Origin of the sequence: Rhizobium sp. LjRoot258 (assembly GCF_964254185.1) — a bacterium.
GTDB lineage: Bacteria > Pseudomonadota > Alphaproteobacteria > Rhizobiales > Rhizobiaceae > Rhizobium.
On record NZ_CAXUST020000001.1, the window covers coordinates 676,537 to 698,314 of the forward strand.

General features: G+C 61.1%; 8 protein-coding genes. 6 read left to right on the forward strand and 2 right to left on the reverse strand.

Translation table 11 applies throughout. The features are described from left to right. The first annotated feature begins 157 nt into the window (after positions 1-157). A complete protein-coding gene (locus ACSQ9D_RS03345) occupies positions 158-12,325 on the forward strand; it encodes a cadherin-like domain-containing protein (protein WP_436281149.1) in 12,168 nt (4,055 codons plus the stop codon). Positions 12,326-12,661: 336 nt separating this feature from the next. On the opposite strand, the gene ACSQ9D_RS03350 is transcribed toward ACSQ9D_RS03345, so the two are convergent. Then, entirely contained in the window at positions 12,662-13,285 is a 624-nt protein-coding gene (locus ACSQ9D_RS03350) for a GGDEF domain-containing protein (RefSeq protein ID WP_436281150.1), read from the reverse strand. 373 nt (positions 13,286-13,658) lie between these two features. On the opposite strand from ACSQ9D_RS03350, the gene ACSQ9D_RS03355 reads away from it, so the two are divergent. From ACSQ9D_RS03355 to ACSQ9D_RS03370, 4 genes are read left to right on the forward strand one after another with little or no spacing between them, the layout of a single operon-like run. Beyond that, entirely contained in the window at positions 13,659-15,101 is a 1,443-nt protein-coding gene (locus ACSQ9D_RS03355) for a TolC family outer membrane protein (RefSeq protein ID WP_436281151.1), read from the forward strand. 19 nt (positions 15,102-15,120) lie between these two features. After that, positions 15,121-17,283, forward strand: a complete 2,163-nt coding sequence (locus ACSQ9D_RS03360; protein ID WP_436281152.1) for a type I secretion system permease/ATPase — start codon at positions 15,121-15,123, stop codon at positions 17,281-17,283. After that, positions 17,280-18,575 carry an HlyD family type I secretion periplasmic adaptor subunit gene (locus tag ACSQ9D_RS03365; RefSeq protein ID WP_307147397.1) on the forward strand — a complete coding sequence of 432 codons (1,296 nt, stop codon included), beginning with the start codon at positions 17,280-17,282 and terminating at the stop codon, positions 18,573-18,575. Before ACSQ9D_RS03360 ends, ACSQ9D_RS03365 begins: the two co-directional genes overlap by 4 nt. 1 nt (position 18,576) lies before the next feature. Continuing rightward, positions 18,577-19,236, forward strand: coding sequence for a ribbon-helix-helix domain-containing protein (locus ACSQ9D_RS03370; protein WP_436281153.1), 660 nt, complete (start codon positions 18,577-18,579; stop codon positions 19,234-19,236). A 69-nt stretch (positions 19,237-19,305) separates the two neighbouring features. On the opposite strand, the gene ACSQ9D_RS03375 is transcribed toward ACSQ9D_RS03370, so the two are convergent. After that, on the reverse strand, positions 19,306-20,262 hold the full coding sequence (locus ACSQ9D_RS03375; RefSeq protein WP_436281154.1) for a transglutaminase-like cysteine peptidase: 957 nt from the start codon (positions 20,260-20,262) through the stop codon (positions 19,306-19,308). A gap of 229 nt (positions 20,263-20,491) precedes the next feature. Between ACSQ9D_RS03375 and ACSQ9D_RS03380 the strand changes: the two genes are divergently transcribed. Next, positions 20,492-21,739 (forward strand): ABC transporter substrate-binding protein, encoded by a 1,248-nt coding sequence (locus tag ACSQ9D_RS03380; protein ID WP_436281155.1) that lies wholly within the window; start codon positions 20,492-20,494, stop codon positions 21,737-21,739. Positions 21,740-21,778: the final 39 nt, after the last annotated feature.

Genomic DNA, 21,778 nt, shown 5'->3' on the forward strand with positions numbered 1-21,778 from the left:
TAGCGTTTCCAGCCACATTCAGGGCCTCGCCGTTAACTCTTCCTAAAACATTTTTGGGTGGATGCATAACCGGCTATGTCTGAAACGGCTGCAAGTATTGCTTTTGTCTCTTCTGCGTAATTGATTGGCCCCAGTTTCTCATTGGGGTTATTTTGTTATGTCTATCGAAGATCCGCGCATTTCCGCTATTTCAAGCGAAAACGTTTCGCACGACTTCCGCCAGGACATTCATGAAGACGCAAGTATTGAGGCTTCCGCCCAGCCGGGTGTCGAGGTCGCACAGGCTGACAATAGCCAGCAGCCTGAGAAAACCGACCGCGTGCCGGCGGCGCCGCAGATCGCAGCTGCCAACGCCGATCCCGCCGAAATCGTCCCGGATCAGAACAACATCGCCCATCTGCCGGCTGATGTATCGATCGACGACATTCGCGTCGAAGGCAACAATCTCGTCCTCGTCCAGGCCGACGGCACGGAGATCGTCATCGTCAACGGCGCCCTGCACGTGCCGACATTCCTGCTCGGCGAAGTCGAGCTGCCGCAGCAGGCGGTGATCGCCGCCCTCGAGCAGAGCAACATCAACGTCGCGGCCGGTCCCGACGGCTCCTACTCAGCAAGCGCCTCCGCCCCGAGCTCCGGTGCCGATTTCCAGGATACCATCCAGCAGGATCCGAACGATCCGACGCAGCTCGCCCAGCTTCTGGCTGACACGCAGCAGCCCGACCCGGGCCTCGGCGACGGTCAGGAGCTGTTCGACGATCTGCCGACGATCTCCGACACCACAACGCTGAGCCTGACGGAAATCGAAGGCCAGGAAGGCGGCTTCGAGACGCAATCGGTGAACGGCACATTCGGTTTCAACGGCGGCGCAGACGTCGGCCAGATCACCGCGGTCCAGTTCGTCGATTCGCTGAACATGGATGAAGGCACGCAGAACGGTTCGCACCTTGATCTGACGTCCGATGGCAAGCCTGTCGTCATCACGGTCGATGGCCTGACCATCACCGGTAGCGTCGACGGCCAGCCTGTCTTCGTGCTGACCGTCACCAATGCCGCAACCGGCGCCTTCACCTTTACGCAATTCGGCCCGCTCGATCATCCGGACAAGGGGCAGGCAGGTCTTGATGATATCCTGCGCCTGCAGTTCAGCTACACCGTTACCGACAAGGACGGCGACCAGGCCACGGGCGTCGCCTCGATCAACATCAACGACGATGGTCCAAGCACCGGTAACGGCGTTGACTCAAGCGCGATCGACGAGTCCGACCTGCTTTCCGGTGAAGGCGGCAACGCGAAGGTAGAAGATGTCTCGCTCGGCATTCACTGGGGCGCCGACGCCGGCGCACATCGCGACCTGACATTCTCGAATGTTCAGGATCAGCTCAGCGGCCTGAAGTCCGACGGCCAAACCGTTCAGTTCGAAATCTCTGCAGACGGTCATACGCTGACGGGCTTCACCGGCGAAGGCGAGGGCCGTACCGAAGTCTTCGTCGTCACACTTGATCCGACGGCGCCGAACGGCGCCTATAGCTTCACCCTGCTGCAGCCGCTCGATCATCCGCAGAATTCCGAAACCGGCAACACGCAGCTCGACCTGAGCTTCAATTTCGTGGCGAGCGACGCTGACGGCGACACTGCAAACGGTTCCTTCGCAGTCGACGTCAACGATGACGTGCCGACGATCAACGGACCCGTCGAGGCGGTCAATCTGCTCGCCAACGGTGATTTCGCGGCCGGCACTTGGGAGCAGCACAGCGATTGGGGTGGCCCCCTTGGCGGGGCGGCTAACAGCGATATCGGCTGGAACGTCGATGGCACTGCCACCGTCCAGCTGGAACGCGTTGGCAGCGGGTACCTCGGCATGACGACATCCAACGGCACGCCGATGGTCGATATGGGCTCCTCGCCCGGCAATACGACCATTTCTCAGGATATCTCCGGGCTTGCAGCTGGCCAGGCCTACAACCTGAGTTTCCAGGCGGGATCGCCGGATCCGGCCTCGTCGGGGCTGGAAGTCTATTGGAACGGCAAGCTTGTTTACACCTATTCGCCGACCGCCACGATGAAGTCGATCGATCTCGACCTCACGGCGATCGACGGCATCAATACGCTGGCCTTCAAAGAAGTCGGAAATAGCTCAGACAATACCGGCACCTACCTTGCAAATGTCAGCCTGACAGCGAACACAACGGCTTCGGTCCTCACGGGCGCGGTGGGTGAGGATGACGTTATGTCCTTCACGCTGGCGCCCGGCTCGCAGTTCAGCTTCGGCGCCGACGGCGCCGGCAAGGTTGTGCTCGGAGCCGCCACGGTAGCGTCGGCCGCGGGAATCCCACTAGCGCTGCACGCCGAGGACTATTCCTACCAGAATGGCGCGATCGTCATCAAGGCCGGTGTCTTCAACTCGCTGAATGCGGGTGAAATTGCCACGATCAACGTTCCCTTTACGGTGACGGACGCGGATGGTGACAGCAAGGGCGGTGTTTACCAAATCCAGATCACCGGTGTGAACGATGTGGCATCTATCTCTGGCGTTGCCGCGGGTGTGGTTGTCGAGGACGGTACGCTTCAAGCCAACGGTTCGCTCTCGGTCACCGACGTCGATCACGGCGAAAATCATTTCCAGACACCGCCGTCGCTTGCCGGCCAGTACGGCACCTTCGGCTTCAATCCGGCAACGGGCGTATGGAACTACACGCTCAACAATGCGCTTGCCCAGTCGCTCGGTCAGGGGGCACATTTTAACGAGACGCTGACGGTTACATCTGCAGACGGCACTGCAACGCAGACGATTACGGTGACCGTCAACGGCACTAATGATGCGCCACAGCTCTCTGCGATTACCGGTTGGACCTTCAAGGACACGGCCGCCGACGACACCTTCTCACCGGTGGTCGGCCAGTTGCAGTCGTCTGACGTCGATCTCGACGATTCCGCCACCTATGGCATCAGCGGCACCGGTGTCGTCACGGGTACCTTCACCGGTGGCTACAACATCGAAAAGGTGGGCGCCTACGGTACGCTCTACCTGAACAGCGCGACGGGCGCCTATACCTATGTGCCGAATGATGGTGCGATCGAAGCGCTGAAGAAGGGCGCCACAGAAACCTTCACGCTGACGGTGACCGATGGCGCCGGCGCCAGTGACAGCAAGCCGCTGACCATTACGCTCGACGGCACCAACGACACGCCGGTCGCGGTCGCCGACACTAACATGGTGAAGGAAGCAGGCGTCGGAACGTTCGGCGATTGGAAGGCCGAAGGCAATGTGCTGAGCAACGACACGGATCGGGATGCCGGCGACACCAAGGTCGTCTCCGACCTCGAGAATGCGGACATCCATCTCTTTGGCGTTTTCGTCAAGGCGGGCGACTATGGCGTCCTGCAGCTCAACAGGAACGGTTCATACACCTATAGCCTCAACAACTTCGACAAGGACACGAATCGTCTGGCTCAGGGCGAAACCGCCTACGAGACCTTTACCTACACGGCAAGGGACGCGTCCGGCGCCGCTTCGACGACAACGTTGACGATCGAGATCAAGGGAACCAACGACGCCCCGAGCGCCAGCTTCCAGTACAATACTGTCAAGGAAGGGATTTCCACGGCGGACAGTTCTGTCGCGACCGGCAATCTGCTGTACGGCGCGTCCGACGTCGATAACGGCGCCGTCGTGCAGGTCGCCAGCGTCGATGGCAAGAGCGATGGCTCGACCGGCATTGCCGGCGACTATGGCAAGCTCACCTGGGATGCGTCTACTGGCACATACAGCTACGCGCTCGATAACACAAAAGCGTCCGTGCAGGCGCTGGCGGCGGGCGAGGTGCGTTATGAAACCTTCGACTTCACAGTCAAGGACGAGTGGGGTGCGACCGACACCAACAAGCTGACGATCAAGATAACCGGCACCAACGACGCTCCAGTCATTGCCGACAGTCATGCGATGGGCGGTGTCATCGAAATGGGTGCGGACGCGACGGGCGCCGCGCGCGGCACCAACACGGTTTCCGATACGCTGGTCAAGAGCGACGTCGACACCGATGACAGCGCCTCGAACGATAAGTGGTCGGTCGTCGCTGGTGACGGACAGACCGCGTCCGGGCAGGCGGCTGTTACGACCGCCTACGGCACGTTCAAGGTCGATCAGGATGGCAAGTGGACCTATACGCTGAACGATTCCACTGCCGCAACGCAGGGTCTCGCGCTCGGTGAGACGCGGACCGAGACATTTACGGTCAAGGTGACCGACAGTCACAATGCGAGCGACACGCAGAGCGTGACCGTAACGATCACGGGCTCGAATGATGCGCCCGTCATCACCACGCCGAACGCCGGCGCAACGTTGACCGAAACGGCGAACACGACCGGCTCGAACGTTGTGCAGCAGGCGTCGGGTAGCCTGGCATTTACCGATGTCGATCTGAACGACGTCGACCACAAGGCCACTGTAACGGGCGTTGCAACTTCCGACACGACGAGCGGACTGCCCGCCAACCTGATGTCGTTCTTCAAGATCGACTCGGTGACGAAGGCGCCAGGCAGCACGGCTGGCGAGATCAAGTGGAGCTTTTCGGCTCCGGACAAGACCTTCGACTATCTCGGCGCGGCCGATCACGTCACACTGAAATACACCGTCCTGCTCGATGACGGCGATGGCGGCAAGGTCAGCCAGATTGTGACCATCGTCGTCAACGGCACCAACGATGCGCCGGTCATTACCGGCGGCTCGACGAGCGAATGGGTTGTCGAGGAGGGCTACGGCTGGCTCGGATTCCCGCGCGGAGAGAGCGTTGCCAGTGGCACCCTCGCCAAGACCGACGTCGACCTCGACGACAACAGCTCGAATGACTCCTGGTCGATCACGCCTCGTGTCGGTCAGGTCGTCGACGGGACGTTGGTCAAGGGTGTTTATGGCTCGATCGTCGTCGATGCCAACGGCAAATGGACCTACACGCTCGACAATACGCTTGCCTCGACCCAAGGCCTTGCCCTGAATGCGACGGCGAGCGAGAAGTTCGATGTGACCGTGACGGACAGCCACGGCGCGACCGCCACGCAGGCGATCACCGTCAATGTTCTCGGCTCGAACGATGGGCCTGTCATCGCCGATACCCATACGACAGGAAGCGTGATCGAAGCAGGCTTCGGTACGAACGGCATCGCCACGATTTCCGATACGCTCGTCAAGACGGACGTCGATTCCGACGACAATCCAGGCAACGATTTCTGGAGCGTCGGCAACGCCTGGAGCAATGCCGACAATGGTAAATACGGCACGCTTTCGATCGACCAGGCCGGCAAGTGGACCTACGTACTCGACAATGGCCGCTGGGAAACGCAAGGCCTCGGGCTCGGCCAGACGGCGACCGAAACGTTTACCGTGATGGTCCGCGACAGCCACGGCGAGATCGATACGCAGAACGTCGTCATCACCGTTACCGGCACCAATGATGCGCCGGTCATCACCGGTGGGGATACGAGCGCAACGGTCAAAGAGGCTGGTGCTGGTACCGGCGGCGACGCCGTCGAGAGCGGCATCCTGGACAAGACGGATGTCGACGGCGACGACGACGGCAGCAACGACAGCTGGTCGGTCGTAGCCTCCGGCAACCAGATCCAAGTCGGCTCGTCGGTGAAGGGCGTCTACGGCATGCTCTCCGTCGATCAGAACGGCAAGTGGACGTATAACCTGGACAACGGCCTGCCGGCCACGCAGGCGCTGAAGAACGGCGATCAGAAGCTCGAGACCTTCACCGTAGAAGTGACGGACAGCCATGGTGTCAGCGATACGCAAACCGTCAGCATCACCGTGCGCGGCACGAACGATGCGCCGGTCGCCAACGACGATACCTTCACGGTGAGCGAAGACGGCGTTTCCTCTCATACCTCGTCGGCAAACCCGCTCGTGGTCGGCAACGTCCTGGCCAACGATATGGATGTCGATAGCGCCAGCCTCAGCGTCACCGGTATTTCGAACGTGACGGTTACGACCGCCAACGGCACCGGCCTGACGCTTTCAGTCTCGAGCGAAGGCAACGGCGTCTACAAGATCGCCACGAACTTCGGCGATGCCCATCTGTCGGTCGGCTCGACCGGCGACGTCAAGCTGTGGTCCGACAGCGGCGAGGATCCGTTCAAGGCGCTCGGCGTCAACGAAACCGCGACCATCAAGTTCGACTACACGGTTTCCGATGGCAGCAGCATTGACCAGGCGAGCGCGACCATCACGGTTCAGGGCTCCAACGACAATCCGGTGGCCGTGGACGACCCCGCGACTTACAGCGACAATTTCAACAACACGAGCATCGACGGCTGGAGGTTCGTGTCACTGTCGGGCTCTCCTTCGTGGTCGATGAACGGCAACGGCCTCGGCGAGCAGACCAACTCTTCGTCCAACGATGGCAAGGGCATCGCACTCGCACCAAGCGACAGCCTGCCGCCGGCAAGTAAGATCTACACGATCGAGGTCGATGGTGACCCGAAAACGTCAGGCAACGGCAACCCCAAGTCCAATCAGGCTCTTGGCGTGGTGTTCGGCTATCAGGACTCGACGCACTATTACCGCGCCTACTGGAAGGATTTCGGCACCGACTACAGCAACCAGAGCAGCCACCGCGACCTCGTACTTGAGCGCATAGATGGCAACCAGGTCACTGTTCTCGGCCTCGTCAACAAGATCAATCTGGGCTCCGAGACGATCCACTTCAAAGTCGAAGTAGATGGCAATGGCATCGATGTCACGGTAACCGGCAACGGGGAGACGGCAGTTCTTCACAGTTCCGACACCCCGGCGATCGGCAGCTACGGCGTCTACACGAGCGACAACGACGACGGCATCGCCTACGACAACTTTACGGCTTCGACAGGCGCCCCGATCGCGACGGCCGAGGATACCTCGCTCGTCATCAGCACGGTCGATCTACTGGCGAACGACAGCGACGTCGACGGCGACACGCTGAGCATCATAGGCGTCAGCGGCACCTCCGCGCACGGTGGCACGGTAACGCTGAGCAACAACGGCACGATCACCTACAACCCGGCCGCAAACTATAACGGCAAGGATACGTTCACCTACACCGTCAGCGACAGCCACGGCGGCACGGCGACCGCCACGGTGACGGTCAATGTCACACCGGTCAACGACACGCCGGTCGCCCCGGCCGTGACGCTGGCGGCGATCGCCGAGGACAGCGGCGCGCATCTGATCACGGCGGCCGATCTTCTGGCTGGCGCAACGGATGCCGACGGCGATGCGCTGACGGTGACCAACCTGACGGCCTCCTCGGGTACGCTGGTAGCCAATGGCAATGGCACCTGGACCTATACACCGGTTTCCAACGACGATGCGTCGGCGAGCTTCAGCTACAAGGTTTCGGACGGCACGGCGACGGTTTCCGGCAGCGCGACGCTGGACCTGACGCCGGTCAACGACGCGCCGACGGCGGTGTCGGAGGTTCTGACCAGCGTTGTGGAAGACAGCGGCGCCCGGACAATCTCGTTCGCATCGCTGACGACAAATGACAGCACCGGCCCGGCGAACGAAGCCGGCCAGTCGCTGACGGTGACGGCGGTCAGCAACGCGGTCGGCGGCGCGGTGGCGATCGTCAACGGCCAGGTGGTGTTTACGCCTGCTGCGGACTTCAACGGCACGGCGTCGTTCGACTACACGATCCGCGACAACGGCCAGACGAACGGCAGCGACGACTTCAAGACCAGCGTCGGCCATGCCAGCTTCGCGGTGACGCCGGTCAACGACGCGCCGACGGCGGTGTCGGAGGTTCTGACCAGCGTTGTGGAAGACAGCGGCGCCCGGACAATCTCGTTCGCATCGCTGACGACAAATGACAGCACCGGCCCGGCGAACGAAGCCGGCCAGTCGCTGACGGTGACGGCGGTCAGCAACGCGGTCGGCGGCGCGGTGGCGATCGTCAACGGCCAGGTGGTGTTTACGCCTGCTGCGGACTTCAACGGCACGGCGTCGTTCGACTACACGATCCGCGACAACGGCCAGACGAACGGCAGCGACGACTTCCAGACTAGCGTCGGCCATGCCAGCTTCGCGGTGACGCCGGTCAACGACGCGCCGGTCGCCCCGGCCGTGACGCTGGCGGCGATCGCCGAGGACAGCGGTGCGCATCTGGTCACGACGGCCGATCTGCTGGCTGGCGCGACGGATGTCGATCACGACACGCTTTCGGTGAGCGGCGTTTCGGCCTCTTCGGGCACGCTGGTCGACAATCACAACGGCACCTGGACCTTCACGCCTGCGGGCGATGACGACACTTCGGTCAGCTTCAGCTACACGGTGTCGGACGGCACGACGACGGTTCCCGGCAGCGCGACGCTCGACCTGACGCCGGTCAACGACGCACCGGTCGCTCCGGCCGTGACGCTGGCGGCGATCGCCGAGGACAGCGGTGCGCATCTGATCACGACGGCCGATCTGCTGGCTGGCGCGACGGATGTCGATCACGACACGCTTTCGGTGAGCGACCTTTCGGCCTCCTCGGGCACGCTGGTCGACAATCACAACGGCACCTGGACCTTCACGCCTGCGGGCGATGACGACACCTCGGTCAGCTTCAGCTACACGGTGTCGGACGGCACGACGACGGTTCCCGGCAGCGCGACGCTCGACCTGACGCCGGTCAACGACGCACCGGTCGCCCCGGCCGTGACGCTGGCGGCGATCGCCGAGGACAGCGGTGCGCATCTGGTCACGACGGCCGATCTGCTGGCTGGCGCGACGGATGTCGATCACGACACGCTTTCGGTGAGCGGCGTTTCGGCCTCCTCGGGCACGCTGGTCGACAATCACAACGGCACCTGGACCTTCACGCCTGCGGGCGATGACGACACTTCGGTCAGCTTCAGCTACACGGTGTCGGACGGCACGACGACGGTTCCCGGCAGCGCGACGCTCGACCTGACGCCGGTCAACGACGCACCGGTCGCTCCGGCCGTGACGCTGGCGGCGATCGCCGAGGACAGCGGTGCGCATCTGATCACGACGGCCGATCTGCTGGCTGGCGCGACGGATGTCGATCACGACACGCTTTCGGTGAGCGACCTTTCGGCCTCTTCGGGCACGCTGGTCGACAATCACAACGGCACCTGGACCTTCACGCCTGCGGGCGATGACGACACCTCGGTCAGCTTCAGCTACACGGTGTCGGACGGCACGACGACGGTTCCCGGCAGCGCGACGCTCGACCTGACGCCGGTCAACGACGCACCGGTCGCTCCGGCCGTGACGCTGGCGGCGATCGCCGAGGACAGCGGTGCGCATCTGATCACGACGGCCGATCTGCTGGCTGGCGCGACGGATGTCGATCACGACACGCTTTCGGTGAGCGGCCTTTCGGCCTCTTCGGGCACGCTGGTCGACAATCACAACGGCACCTGGACCTTCACGCCTGCGGGCGATGACGACACTTCGGTCAGCTTCAGCTACACGGTGTCGGACGGCACGACGACGGTTCCCGGCAGCGCGACGCTCGACCTGACGCCGGTCAACGACGCACCGGTCGCCCCGGTTGACAGCAATGCTGCGGTAAACAGCGTTGCCGAGAATGCGGCCAACGGCACGCCTGTCGGGATCACCGCGCAGTCGACCGACGTCGATGGTGACGCAGTCACCTATTCGCTGGTAGACGATGCCGGTGGCCGTTTTGCCATCAACAGCCAGACTGGCGTTGTGACGGTTGCGAACGGCACGTTGCTCGACTTCGAAACGGCGACCTCGCACACGATCACAGTGAAGGCCGCAGACGCCAGCGGTGCCTTCTCCACGCAGAACTTCACGATCGGAGTGAGTGACGTAAACGAAGGTCCGGTGAACCATGCGCCCGAGGCGGGCGGAACCGCCAAAATCTACACCAACAGCGACAGTGCTCCGATCGCGGATTGGGCATTGCTGCACTTTGCAAGCGACGCGGATGGCGACACGCTGAGCATTACGGGCGCGAGCGCAACGTCCGCGCAGGACACGGCAAGCCATTCCACTTCGCAGGTGACCTTCTCGGATGGCAATTCGAACGGCGGGTCCTTCAACTACACCGTCTCGGACGGCAGTGCCTCCGCGACGGGAACAGCCGGCGTCATCAGAGACACAACAGGCAACCTCGATGGCACGACCGCAGCGGAGATACTGATCACAACGAATGGTACCAACACCATCGATGGCCATGGCGGCGGCGATATCATCCTGGGGGGCAATGCCAAGGACACCATCTATGCCTACAGCGACCTCTTCTACGTCGACGGCGGCAACGGAACGGATACGCTAACGGTGAACGCGCCAGGTGACGGCGTTTCGGTCGATCTCTCGTCCACAACTATCGTCAATGTCGAAAATCTGACGTCGGTGGATGGAGGTAGCAACGACAGCTACAATCAGACTCTGACAGTCTCGGCAACGCAATGGGCTAACTTCTCGTCGATCGACATGAATGATGGCTCAGACGTTTTGAACGTCAAAGTCACGGGTTCGATGGATATTTCCGGCATGGGTACGCCGGGCCTGGACGATATCGAAACCGGCAATCTTGTCGGAACGACAGGCGATGACGCAATTACGCTTACGGGTGCTCAACTGAACGCAATGGGCAACGGCAGTATCAACCTTGGAGGGGGTGCCGACACGATCAATCTGATGTCGACGTCGACAGTTCTGAACGGACTGGGTAACAGTGGCCTGCAGGGTGTTGAACTGATCTCTGCGGCTTCAGCGAACTCCGGTGTGACGATCAACCTTTCCAACCAGTCGGAGGCCTTCACGATTACCGGCAGCAGCAGCAACGATACGCTTACCGGCGGGTCTGGTGCTGATGCTATCAATGGCGGCGCGGGAAGCGATACGATCACGGGCGGCGGGGGTGGCGACACGCTCACGGGTGGCGGCGCAGCCAACGTCATCGACACCTTTGTTATCGGATCGGGTGACTCCACCCCGACGATCGGTGGATCCGGAAACAACGGCACCATTTCCGGTTATGACGTCATCACGGATTTCAATACGTTGGTCGACAAACTGAACCTGCCCGGAACGGCGGTGGTTGTGGCTAATGCTCAGATCGATGGTGGCGATTCAAGCCTCACCATTGGCAGCGACACAGTGGAGTCGCATTCCGTTACCAATGGCATGGTTACCTTCTTCGGGACGGATGCATTTGGGACGCCGCTGACAGTCAACTCACTCGCGGCTCTCGCAGCGGTTGTGCAATATCTGCAAAACACCGACATCGGGTCAACCGGTGCGACTATAGGTTTCAATGCAACAATAGATGGCGTGGCGCATACCTATGTGTACATGCAGGGCGGCAGCACCAACACCAACGGGACGAATACGCTCGTTGATCTGGCCAATAACACAGTTGCCAACTTGAATACGCTGATCGGAAATCGCATCGACCCCATCATCCTCGACCTCGATCACAATGGCGTCGCGCTGACCTCGCTCGATCAGGGCGTCCAGTTCGACATCAATGCCGACGGCCACAAGGATCAGATCGCCTGGACGGCCGGCACTGACGGCATCCTGGCGCTCGATGTGGATGGCAACGGCAAGATCGACAATGGCAGCGAGATCTTCTCGCCGCACTTTGCCGGTGGCAGCTATGTGGACGGTCTGGCGGCGCTTTCGACGCTCGACAGCAACCATGACGGCAAGATCGATGCGGCCGACGAGGCCTTCTCGAAGCTCACCGTCTGGCAGGATCTCAACCACAACGGCATCACCGACAGCGGCGAGCTTTCGAGCCTGGCGGACCATTCGATCAGCAGCATCTCGCTCGATGCGACTGTCTCCAACTCGGAGATCAACGGCCAGTCGATCCTCGCCGATGGCAGCTACACGCTGACGGATGGTTCGGCCGGTCACTTTGTCGAGGTTGCCTTCGACACGACGCTCGGCGACAGCGAAAACGGCGGCAATGCCTATTCGCTCATCGGCAGCGATGGCGATGATACCCTGTCCGGCAGCGGTGGCATGTTCACGATATCGGGCGGGGCAGGGGCTGACACCTTTGTCCTCGATGCCGATGCCCTGAACGACGTCAAGCTCGCCGATGTCATCACCGACTTCAAGGCAAGCGAAGGCGATACACTCGACGTCTCGAAACTCCTCGACAGCCTACTCGGCCATGAGGCGAGCGAGGCCGAAGCGCTCGCGAGCGTCAAGACGACGGTCAGCGGCACGGATACCGCGGTCAGCGTCAACGCCAATGGCGGCTGGCACGATGTGGCGGTTCTCCAGAACACAACGGAAGCGGTCAAGATCCTGTTCGACGACAAGCACGACACGACGACGGCACCGCACGTCGGCTAATGCTTGCAGAAACCAGTAGAGGAAAAGGCGCCCTCCGGCGCCTTTTTCGTTTGGTATCAGCTCAGGGAGCTTCGTCTCTTGCCGCCGCTGCAGGCCATTTCGCCGGCTGCGGACGGATGTGATTGAAGTTCGGTGGCCCTCGAAGGCCGTGCCCGACGGCCAATGATATTCGCGTACCCTTAGCTGAGAAAGAGGCTTCGGCCAGCGGCTGGCGCATGCGGGTGCCATCCTGAGCGTTCTAGACGATCGAAAGACGCTTGGCTCGTTGAAGACGCGAACAACAACGAAAAGGGCGCCTCTCGGCGCCCTTCCTTGGTTCTGGTGGCTCCTGTCAGCTCAGGCTGCTGGCAGTCGCGACATCGGGATGGCGTCTTCGCTCTCGCCGCCGCGCTGCATGGCCATTTCGTCGGCCAGTTGGCGGATATGGTTGAAGTCGGTCGGTCCCTCGAAGACCGCGCCGCCGAGACGGATGCCGATGGTCATCGGCGTGCCTTCCGCCGAGAAGGAGGCTTCAGCCACGCGCCGGCGGATACGGGTGCCGACGTCCTGGGCGTTTTCGACAGTCGCACCGGGAAGGAACACCCCGAGTTCGTTGGTGGCAAGGCGGGCAACGAGATCGCCCTTTCTGACCGAGGACTGGATGATCGCGGCAAGCGACTGCATGACCGTGTCGGCCCATTGCGGACCGTAGCGCCGGCCGATCTCGTCGATCGTATCGATGACGACCGCGATCATCACGCCGCCTGCATCGGTAGCGATTCGCTTGCGCCGGTCGATGTAGTGTTCGACGGCCGCGGCAAAGGCCGTGCCGTTCAGCGTCTTTGTCACGCTGTCGTGGCGCGCAGTATAGTTAACCGTTTCCTGCAGTTTTCTGAGCTCGCTGACCTTGAGTTGCAAGATCAGAAGCAGCGGAAATGCAACAAAAAGAGAAATTACGCCGGCGCCGGCAAATCCTACCAAAAATGGTCGATCCGGCATGAGAAGGTTTAAGATAAGTAAAACGCCGACGGATCCAGCCGCGTAGCAGATTGCGCCGAGGGTGGCGATCCGAAGAGCTGAAACGATTGTGGCGGAAGGGTAACGCTGGCTGAAATTCATCGCGGTTCATGTCCGTTTGAAAGTAATGCCAGATAAACAGGTTCGGGCAAAGCCCCCGTTAAAAAATCCTGTAAAATTCTTGCTTTAGGCAGTTGTCCACCGTGATTAACTGTCTTGGCAGGAATGCTCGCCGTCGTGATTGGAATGTGGAAAGATTGGTGTTACTTACTTGCTAAAGAAAATCTTTGGTATACGGGTACGCCGGGTGAATCTTTGATGTTGAGGGGCATCGATCTTGTTTAAAGCCAAAAGAATTTTTGCAGCATTGTCTGCGACGGTTGCTTTCAGTTCTTCGTTTTATGCTGATGCCAATGCAATATCTCTGCAGCAGGCCATCGAAAAGACGATGAAAACGAACCCGCAGATCTTGCAGGCTGCGAAGGATCGTGAAGCTGTCGAGTTTGAACTTCGCCAGGCGCGCGGTTTATACTTGCCATCGGTAGATCTGGAGAGCGGAATCGGGCGTCGTCGGCTCTCGAATGCCAGCTCCGGTTCGCTGAGAGATGATCATGACTATCTGTCGCCAGGCGATGTTGGTTTGACGATCTCGCAGACGCTTTACGATGGCGGCAGCCGCCGCTCCCAGGTCGAGCAGCAGGCTTCGCGCGTCGATGGCGCCTCCTTTCGGGTGCTCGAACGTTCCGAGTCGCTCGCCCTCGAAGTGACGCAGGATTATCTGGAGTACGTGCTCCAGAACCAGATCGTTGCTGCTGCCAAGCAGAACGTCGCCTTCCACTCGCAGATGGTCGGCGACATCGACGAGAGCATCAAGGGCGGCGCCCTGACGGATGCCGACCGGCTGCAGGGCAGCGAGCGCCTGCAGGCCGCCAAGGCGCGGCTGCGCGAAGCGCTCGAAGAGCTTGAGCAGACGAAGATCCGCTTCCTGCAAGTCGTCGGCGAGCAGATCACCAATGCGCAGACGCCGCCGTCGGTCGGCAAGTTCGTGCCGAAGACGTTGAACGATGCGGTCTTCGTTGCTGGCAAGAACAGCCCGCGCATCTATTCGGCCAATGCGGATATCAACGCAGCCGATGCCGGCGTTCGCGGCGCGCGCGCCAACTATATGCCGAAGGTCAACCTCGAAGGCACGGCCCGCGTCGGCAACGATATCGATGGCGACGAAGGCAACACCAACGACTATCAGGTTCGCGTCGTTGCCCGCTGGAACCTCTACCGCGGCGGCATCGATGTCGCCCGCGAGCAGGAGCAGATCCGTCGCGCCGACGAGCAGCGCTATAATCTCGCGCAGGTTCAGCGCGAAGTCGAGCAGTCGGTTCGCTCGGCCTGGAACGAGCGCGTCAGCCGCGGCGAGCTTTCCGGTATCCTCAACAAGCAGGCTTCGATCAACAACCAGCTCGTCGGTTCTTACCGTGAGCAGTTCAAGGTTGGCCAGCGCTCGCTGCTCGACGTGCTCGATGCGCAAAACACCAGGTTCAACACGCAGGTTCTCGCCGATACCGCGCGCGTCGCATCGCAGTTTGCCGAGTACAAGATCCTGGCGGCCTCGGGCAATCTGCTTCAGACGATGAAGCTGAGGCCGGTCGATCAGTCCAAGCCTTATGCGCGGGAAGAGTTTGCTGTCCCCGCGAGTGTCGCGAATCCTGGATATGTCGAGCTTGATTCCCATCAAAAAGCCGGCATGCCCCTGGATCTCCTAGCGCCAATTCGACAGCAGTAGTCGAGATGGCCATGGAACAATGCTGAACGTAGCACTCGAGACTTCCAGCAGCACATCGCTGCAGACATTCAAAGCCGCATTCAAATCCGTGGCTGCGTTCTATGGCCGACCAAGCTCCGACACGGTCCTCTTCTCCGGTCTTCCGGATGAGGTGACCGAGTCGCTTGAGGTTGACGATGTCGAACGCATGGCCGAGCGCATCGGCCTGCAGGTGATCAAGCATCAGGAGCGCGAATGCCGTCAGGGCAATTTCGATTGTCCGGCGATCGCTGCGTTTGCCGATGGCAGCGTGCTGCCTCTGCTCGAGGTCGCCGAAGATGGATCCTATGTCACGGATATCGTTCCCATCGCCGGCAGTCAGATCCGGCTGACGCGCGAAGAATTCCTGGCGCTGAAGCCGCAACTGGCATTTGCCTTCACGCTTTACTATCAGAACGCCTCGGAAGAGGCACTGGTTGGCAATGCCGTCGAGATCGAGAAGCGGCATTGGCTGGCAACGACCCTCGCACCTTACTGGCGCACCTATGTGCGCGTCATGGTCGCGGCGCTCTTTATCAACCTGATTGCGCTCGGATCGCCGCTCTTTACGATGAACGTCTATGACCGAGTGCTGCCGAACAAGGCAATCTCGACGCTTTGGGTGTTGGCCGCGGGTATCTCGCTTGCCTATATCTTCGACTTCCTCTTGAAGACGGCGCGCTCATCGCTCATCGATTATGCCGGGCGCAAGGCGGATTTGCGCCTGTCGCAGCTTCTCTTCGACAAGGTGCTCAACTCGACGCTCGCCTCGCGGCCGATGTCGACGGGTGAATATGCCAACCGCGTGACGCAGTACGAATTCGTTCGCGAGTTCTTCACCTCGAACACCATCGGCGTGCTGATCGACAGTCTGTTCGTCTTCATCTTCCTCGCGGTCATCTATCTGATCTCCGGCTGGCTGGTAGTCATCCCGGCCGTAGCATTCTTGTTGTCCGTCATCATTGGCCTCTACGCGCAGGCCGCGATCGGCAAGCGTATGGCGACCGCCGCCAACGAGGCTTCGCGCCGCCAGTCGCTGCTGGTGGAAACGATTTCGACGATCGAAACGCTGAAGAGCCTGCGCGCCGAAGCGACGATGCTGCGGCGCTGGCAGGAGCTTACCAAGTATTCGAGCCGCACCAGCGAGGACATCAAGCATATCTCGACGAACGCCATCAACATGACGATGTTCATCCAGCAGATGGTGAGCGTCCTGATCGTGATTGCCGGTACCTACGAGTTCTCCGAAGGCCGCATTGCCATGGGCGCGATTGTCGCGACGGTCATGCTGGCGAGCCGCGCGGGCGCACCGCTCGGCCAGATCGCCATGACGCTGGCGCGCTTCCGCCAGGCAACCATGTCGCTTCGCATCCTCGATAAGATCATGGAGCAGCCCGACGATCGTCCGTCCACCGTGGGCTTCGTTAACCGCGAGATCACCCGCGGCGCCTTCAGCTTCCAGGATGTGTCCTTCCAGTATCCGGGATCGGACTATCCCGTCATCAACAAGCTGTCCTTTACGGTGCAGCCGGGTGAACGCGTCGGCATCATTGGCCGCATCGGCTCCGGCAAGACCACTCTCGGCCGCTTGCTCGATGGGCTCTTCTGTCCCTCGGGCGGCCGCGTGCTGATCGATGGCGTCGATATCCGGCAGTATCACATGGCCGAAGTTCGCTCGGCGGTCGCCGTGGCCGGCCAGTCGTCCGATCTCTTCTCGGGCACGGTCAAGGAAAATCTGCTGATCGGGCGCGCCGATGCGACCGACGAGGAGCTCCTCGAGGTCGCCCGCATGACCGGTGTCGACGAGTTCGTGGGCAATCATCCTCGCGGTTTCGACATGCCGGTCGGCGAACGCGGCACCAACCTGTCGAGCGGCCAGAAGCAGGCGCTGACGATCGCCCGTCTGCTGCTCACCAAGCCGAAGATTGTATTTCTCGACGAGCCATCGGGCGCCATGGACCTGGCGACCGAGCGTAACCTGATTGCGCGCCTGTCGACGGCCATCAGTCGCAACACCACGCTGCTGATCGCCACCCACCGCTACAGCATGCTCGAGCTCGTCGACCGTCTGATCGTTATCGACAAGGGTCGGATCATCGCCGACGGACCGAAGAATGCGGTCATCGAGGCCATGCAGCGCAAACCGGCGGGGGCGCAGCCATGAGCCTCAACAATCGCCACGACAATCCTCCGCTTCTCGCCCGCGGCATTCTGGCGTTGGTGGCTCTGGTCATTGCGAGCTTCCTCGCCTGGGCAGCGATCGCCGATGTCAACGAGATCGCCCGCGGCGAGGGCAAGGTCATTCCGGTGTCGAAGACGCAGATCATCCAGTCTTCGGAGCCCGGCGTCGTCCAGCAAATCGCCGTGGTCCTCGGTCAGGTCGTCCGCAAGGGCCAGCTGCTGGTCCAGCTCGACAATACGACGACGACGTCGTCGCTTGGTGAATCCGTCGCCAAGGCCCGGGCGCTTGGTGCCAAGGTGGCCCGATTGAAGCTCGAGGAAGCCGGCCAGTACGACACGCCTTTTATTTGCCCGCAAGAGATTTTGGCCGTTGCCAAGGAAGTGTGCGCAAACGAGGAGCAGCTTTTTGCCGCCGATCGTGCCAGCTACCAGAACAAGCTCGGGGTTCTGAAGGAACGTGTTCGCCAGCGCGAGAACGAGCTCAGCGAAGCCCACGCCAATATCGATCGCCTGCAGCAGAACATCGAAGGCGCACAACGCCAATATGACCTCATCCACCCGTTGGCCCAGAAAAAGCTTGTGGCCCAGACCGAAGTCCTGAAAACCGAGCGTGATCTCACCGACCAGCAGGGCCAGCTCAAGGTCTATCAGGAAAGCATCGATCGTCTGGAAGCAGCGGTGCAGGAAGCCAAGCTGCAGCTCGGCGATCTCGCCCTCGAATTGCGCCAGCAGGCGCTGACCGACAAGGCGCAAGCCCTGGCCGAGCTCTCGGTCGTCGACGAGACCATTCGCGGGGCCTCTGACCGTGTGAAGCGCACCGACATCCGCTCGCCGGTTGACGGCATCGTCAACACGCTTGAGGTCAACACCATTGGAGCCTATGTCGATCCCGGCCGCGTCATCGCCGGCATTGTGCCGACCGCCGATACGCTGCTGATCGAAGCGAAGATCTCGCCGCGCGATGTCGCCTTCGTGCGCCGCGGCCAGCCGGCTGTCGTCAAGGTCACGGCCTACGACTTCTCGATCTTCGGCGGTCTCGAAGGCGTCGTCGAGAACATCTCGGCCGACAGCCTCGTCGAAAAGGAAAAGGGCGAGACCTACTACCTGGTTCAGGTCAAGACCGACAAGTCGGCCCTCGAGCGCAACGGCAAGTCCTACCCGATCATCCCCGGCATGGTTGCCTCGGTCGAAATCATGACCGGCAACAAGACGGTGCTCAGCTATCTGATGAAGCCGATCAACAAGGCGCGCAGCGAAGCGCTGACGGAGCGATAGGATGCTGATCGTCAAGCCAGGCAGCAATGCACTCTCCGAGCTTGAACCGATCGATGAGCCTTTGCCGGCCATCGGCGCTGATGAGATCGAGCCGCGCTTCCGCGCTGTCGTCGGCCGCGGCGGCGAGCGACGTGGCATCCGCCTCGAACGGATCTACTGGGATGGCCTCGGTCGCATGTCGTCGGCCGGCAAGATGAGCACTGCCGACCTCGTGCACTACACGGCCTCGCAGATGCCCGAACCTGGCAACCTCGCCTCGCTGCTGCGTGTCCTCAGCTTCAAGTGGGCGCTGCGCCGGCTGGATACCGTCGAGGACGCGTCATCGCTGGCTAACGTCAATGCCATCATCCAGGCGTCGCCGTCGCCAACGATCCTGCTGACGCAGGAGAAGAAGATTCAGCTCTTCAACGATCCCTTCCTGACCATGCTGCGCCAGCGTCTCCCGCTTGGAGATACGGCGCAGTTGACGAAAAGCTTGAGGTTTTCGATCGACACGCAGATCGACGAAGCGATCGCAACGCTCTATCGCAACCGCGGCAAGACGCTGAACACCGGCTTCACGATTGCCGTTGGCTCGCAGTCGATGAAGGGCCAGATCAATCTGGCCCTGGCGCCGACGCATGAGAAGTCGATGCTGATCGGCTACATCTCACGTTATTGATCGACTATTCCGGAGATGAAAAAAGGCAGCTGAACTCAACCGCCTTTTTCTGTGTCTTGCTTGTGATCCTCAGAACGCCACGCCTTCGCCGGGAGCCACCTTTTCCAGTGGCATTACCGAAGCCACCTGCTTGGCGCCGGTGCGCGTTCCGTGCAGATAGCCTTTGCCGTCCGCAATCGAGTAGAGCGGCACGTAGTCGGGCAGCTTCGTATCAGGCAGAACCTCGTCACGCATGTTGTCGAGGATGAAGCGGTTGCCGTTGACCGCGACGGAAAGCACCGCGTGATAGAAATGCCGCTTCTGATCGAACAGAACGACGACGGACATGTCCTTGAGATCGACGCCTTCGGCGTGCAGGGCGGCCATCTTCAGGATCGCGAAGTCCTCGCAATCGCCCTGCTGGCGCGAGAGCGTCTCGGCGGGCGTTGCCCAGTAGTCGGCCACCTTGTAGGTGTCGATGTCGCGGCTGTAGCGGATCGTGTGGTTGATAGTGACGTTGACCGCGTTCAGCTTGTCGCGGATCGAGGACTGCAAGGTCTTGGTGAAGGCAACCTCGATCGCGCTCGTTGCCGCGGAGCATTTGCCCGCGCTGCAGTTGATTGCGGTTCCATCCGTCATTTCCGACAGTGACGGTGCGAATTTCTTCAGAGCGGCAAGACGCTTGAAAGGAATGGCGACGGTTCCGAATGCGCCGCTGCCCATCGGCGCGGCAATCGCCGGACGCTCGGCTGGCTGCACCGGTGCGACGCTCTCCTTCACCCAGCCGGCAGGCTCCGGCTGCAGCGATCGGGTCACCGCAGCAACGTCCATGGTCGCGATGGCGTTCGTCGCCAGGCTGAGGAGGTTGGCGACGCCGCCAAGGGTCAGCGCGCGGGCTGTATCAGCAGCGACATCAACGGAGTACATCGCGCCGGAAATCTGCGGATACGGAAGTGCGGAGGCCGACGAAATATTCGGTGAGAACGCAAGGGAGAATGCAGAGAAAGTAAAAGCGGCGATATTGCTTATTTTTATACTGCGCTTCATGGCTCGTTGTCTCTCGGTTGGTTGAGAGAAACGTACAAAACAGCTATAAAAATCAGGTATTTAAGCGTGGATAAGGTTGGAATAAATTATCCATTCAAAAGAACATAAAAGTTTAGTGTGTCCATCAACCAAGTTTGCGCGAAGGGTTTGCTTTCCGGTGTTGCCTGTGCAGATATGAAATCCTGCAGAAGGGCCGGAACTGGCCACGATTTCGAGAGTGGGGGAACAGGTGACAGTGCAGTCAATCGAGCAGGTGCAAGGCTCGCATGGTTTACGCTCGACACGGCAAGTGTCGCCTTCGGAAGGCGTCGGTTCCCTGAAACTCATCAAATCCGTTCTCGCAATCTCGATCGTCGTCGGCTGCGGGTTGCTGGCGGGCTGCCAATCCGACGTCGATGGTATCGCCAAGAACGTGAAGACCAATGACATCAAGGCGCCCTCGAGCGAGGTCGAGGAGAGCTTCGGAGAAACGGGAGCGGAGATCACGCTACTGCTGCCCAAGGGCGCGGCCGGCATTTACGACGGCGCTGCGCGCGACGTGCGCGACGGCGCCGGCCTCGGCGTCGGCGAACTCGGCGGTAATCAGGTCTTCGTGAAGGTTGTCGACGTGGCCTCCGGCGCTCCGGCTGCCGCTACTGCGGTGAGCGCTGCCAAGGCGCGCGGTTCCGTGCTCCTTGTCAGCTATGCATCACCTGCCGTCACCTCGGCTGTTGCCGCGGTCCCGGCCGACCAGCGACCGCCTTTGCTCAATCTGGGCGCGCCGGTGCCGCCGACGTCGGGCAATGTCTACAATTTCGTTTCCGATGAGATCGACAGCGCCATCGACGGCGCACGGGCAGCCTTTGCCAGCGGTCACAAGAAGGTACTGGTTTTCGCGCAGAGCGATTTTCCGGCTGCGGGCGAGGAGCGGTTGGCAAACGCCATCCGCGCCAGCGGCGGTACATACCTCGGCCTCACCCGCTATGATCTGACCGATGCCGCCGCATCGGACGCGGTCAAGAGGGCTGGCGCCAATCTGCAGAATGCCGACACCGTGCTCGTCCTCGGGAAAACGATGATCACGACGACCATTGCGGGCGCTGTGAAAGCAAGCGGCAAGACGAACGTCACCTTCGTCGGCACCAGCGCCTGGCCGTCACAGGCTTATTCGAATCCCTCGGTGGCGGGCACGGTGATTGCCATGGTCGAGCCCGAGGGCGCGACGATGATTGCCGAGCGCTACCAGCGCCACTACAAGCGCACGCTCACTACCGATGCGGCTTACGGTTATGATGCAGTAGCCGTTGCCTCCGGCATTGTCCGAACAAAGGGGCCGGAGGGGATGAATGCACAGAACCTGACCAGCAAGGTCGGCTTCCGCGGCGTGACCGGTCTCTTCAGGCTGACGCCGGCCGGTACCGTGGAGCGCAAGATGAGCCTCTATTCCATCGGCGGCGGCAAGCTCACCTTGCTCGGCACCACGCCGGCGTCGTTCTGACGTTGACACCATCCTCGGGCATAACCACGTCTCCAGGCG